The organism is Cognatundibacterium luofuense (genome assembly GCF_018139685.1).
Taxonomy (GTDB): Bacteria; Pseudomonadota; Gammaproteobacteria; order Burkholderiales; family Burkholderiaceae_D; genus Undibacterium; species Undibacterium luofuense.
Genome location: NZ_JAGSPN010000505.1, coordinates 1 through 305, shown reverse-complemented (window position 1 = coordinate 305; position 305 = coordinate 1). Strand labels below are relative to the sequence as shown.

The 305-nt window shown below is 52.5% G+C and carries 1 protein-coding gene; it reads right to left on the bottom strand.

The window, feature by feature from the left end:
* Window positions 1–156, bottom strand: a 156-nt coding sequence (locus tag KDM89_RS21430) for a DUF1842 domain-containing protein (RefSeq protein WP_212689811.1), incomplete at its 3' end; no start/stop codon positions are given.
* Window positions 157–305: the final 149 nt, after the last annotated feature.

Below are 305 nucleotides of genomic sequence, written 5' to 3'. Positions count from 1 at the left end.
AGTCGCCTGCGTCACATTGACATGACCGGACACATGATGCTGGCCCGGTACCACGACCAGTGCGTAAGTGACCAGCGGAGCGCCGACTAACTGGGTATTGCCAATTGTGCCTTTCACCAGGTAAGCGCCGATGATAGGGGATGTTGCTGTAGTCATCATAACCTCATAATCGTCATAGAATTTCCTACTCGTCAGGCTTTTCGGAATATCGCCCCGGGGTGTTGTTAAGGTTCCCGGCTACCGTACATCATCCAACTGCGAGGCAGCCAGATACCTAGTACTGATTGCAAATGCTGTGCCAGTAC